Here is a 2076-nt window from a genome sequence, read left to right on the forward strand (position 1 = left end):
AGTTCAGCCAAGGTCGTTTGGCGATTTACTACCGAAGATGCACGAGTCAAACTTAAACACCTATATCCTGTATTTGAACTTGATGAAGACCTAGAATCTAATGCACCAAATTAGCTGTGCCACGCCAGTAGGGTGCGTTAGGGGCGGACTAATTCTGATTTTTCCTATCCTAGCCAGCCTTGGGATAGTCCGTCCCGTAACGCACCACCCACAGGCTCGCACTCATTAGGTTTGCAGTGACATCTAGGCAGGGAAAGCACGATTATGAATAAATTACTTAAAATAGCCCTCAGCACTACTTCCTTAGTCGGGCTGTGTTTGATGGCACTAGTCGTACAAGCCGGGAGCTGGGATAATTTCAAACTCCGTTACTTCCATCTCACTGCCTATCTCCACAACCAAGACCAAGAAATCACTGACCTCCAAAAACAAAACCTTAATCTAGCCAAATCCACTCGCATTAATTTAACGGAACTCCTCAATGGTGGTCCCCCAAAAGACGGTATTCCTAGTATCGATAATCCCAAGTTTGATACGTCTCAAACCACACCATTTTCTAAAACAGAAACTGTGATTGGTGTGGTAATTAATGGAGAAGCCAAAGCCTATCCTTTTGGGGTCATGAACTGGCATGAATTGGTGAATGATACAGTAGGTGGCCTTAATGTTAGTGTATCCTATTGTCCCCTTTGTGATACTATAGTTGCCTTTAATCGCAGCAATACAACCTACGGTGTTACAGGCAAACTTTATCAAAGTTGCCTAGTAATGTATGACCGTGCCGATGATACCCTTTACTCTCAACCTTGGGGGATGGGTATTATTGGTGCTAAAGTCAATCGTAATCTTAAAAAAATTCCCGCTATCAAAACTACTCTTGGCGCTTGGTTAAGCAAGTATCCCAATAGTAAAATTCTATCCACTGATACAGGTCATAACCGGGATTACTTCAGTTATCCCTATGGTAGTTACTATACCGATAAGCGAATTATTTTCCCAGTCAGAAATCAACAACGACTTACCCTCCATCCCAAAGCTATTGTTAGCTATGTGTGGGAAGCGGATCAACAAACCCCTAAAAACCAATTTTCTGGGGCTAGCTATCAATTTGTCCATGACCAATTAAAAAAAGTGGGCGAAAAAGTTGTAGAATTCAATGGTCGTCCAATTAGAGCACGTTGGGATAGCCAACTCCAAACTGTATTAGTAGAAGAATTCGACGGCACTCCCATCCCCAGTTCTACTGCTTTTGCCTTTGTGTATGCAGCTTACTTTGGCAAATAATCTTACAGACCAGATAATTCCCCCAATTGAAAACTACATTGCTAGCAAAAATCCCGATATATTTGATTAACTCTTGCCTCTTGCCTCTTGCCTCTTGCCTTTCCTTTACCAATTCTGTTCACCACTAAAATAGAAATGCTGGATAACTCATGACTAATAACCACAATATCTTAGTAATTATCCCTGTTCTCAATGAAGAAACCACTATCACTGGAGTAATTAAGTCTCTTCAATCCTATAATTTGAACAATATTCGGGTAGTCGATAATGGCAGCACCGACAACAGTATTATTAAAGCAAAAGAAGCCGGTGCAGAGGTAATCTGTGAGCCTATTCCTGGTTACGGTCGAGCCTGTTGGCGAGGATTGCAGCAACTAGACCGAGATATTAATTGGATATTATTCTGTGATGGTGATGGCAGTGATGACTTAAGTTATTTACCCCAGTTTCTAGCTGCTAAGCATAAGTATGACCTAATTTTAGGTAACCGCCGCGCCACAGTAGATGGACGTAAGGCGATGACCCCAGTGCAAAATTTTGGCAACTGGCTGGCTACCTTCCTGATCGGTTGGGGTTGGGGACACTGGTATCAGGATTTAGGACCATTGCGCCTAATTCGCCGTTCAGCTTTGGATGAAATCCAAATGCAAGATAGAGGGTTTGGTTGGACAGTAGAAATGCAAGCCCGTGCGATTGAATGTAGTTTGCGAATCTGTGAAATTCCTGTTGGTTACCGTCGCCGACAAGGGGGACGCTCGAAAATATCTGGTACCCTTTCTGGTAGTGTCCAAG

General features: G+C 42.9%; 2 protein-coding genes. Both read left to right on the top strand.

The annotated features are described in order from the left end of the window. The first annotated feature begins 264 nt into the window (after positions 1 to 264). Positions 265 to 1284, top strand: coding sequence for a DUF3179 domain-containing protein (locus F6K37_RS39615; protein WP_287256745.1), 1020 nt, complete (start codon positions 265 to 267; stop codon positions 1282 to 1284). A 149-nt stretch (positions 1285 to 1433) separates the two neighbouring features. Continuing rightward, a partial coding sequence (locus tag F6K37_RS39620) for a glycosyltransferase family 2 protein (protein ID WP_287256746.1) occupies positions 1434 to 2076 on the top strand: 643 nt, incomplete at its 3' end.

The organism is Moorena sp. SIO4E2 (assembly GCF_010671945.1).
GTDB classification, from domain to species: domain Bacteria; phylum Cyanobacteriota; class Cyanobacteriia; order Cyanobacteriales; family Coleofasciculaceae; genus Moorena; species Moorena producens.

Excerpts from the sequence above, each read along its gene's own strand:
- F6K37_RS39615 (WP_287256745.1), top strand. The coding sequence starts at position 265 with ATGAATAAATTACTTAAAATAGCCCTCAGCACTACTTCCTTAGTCGGG.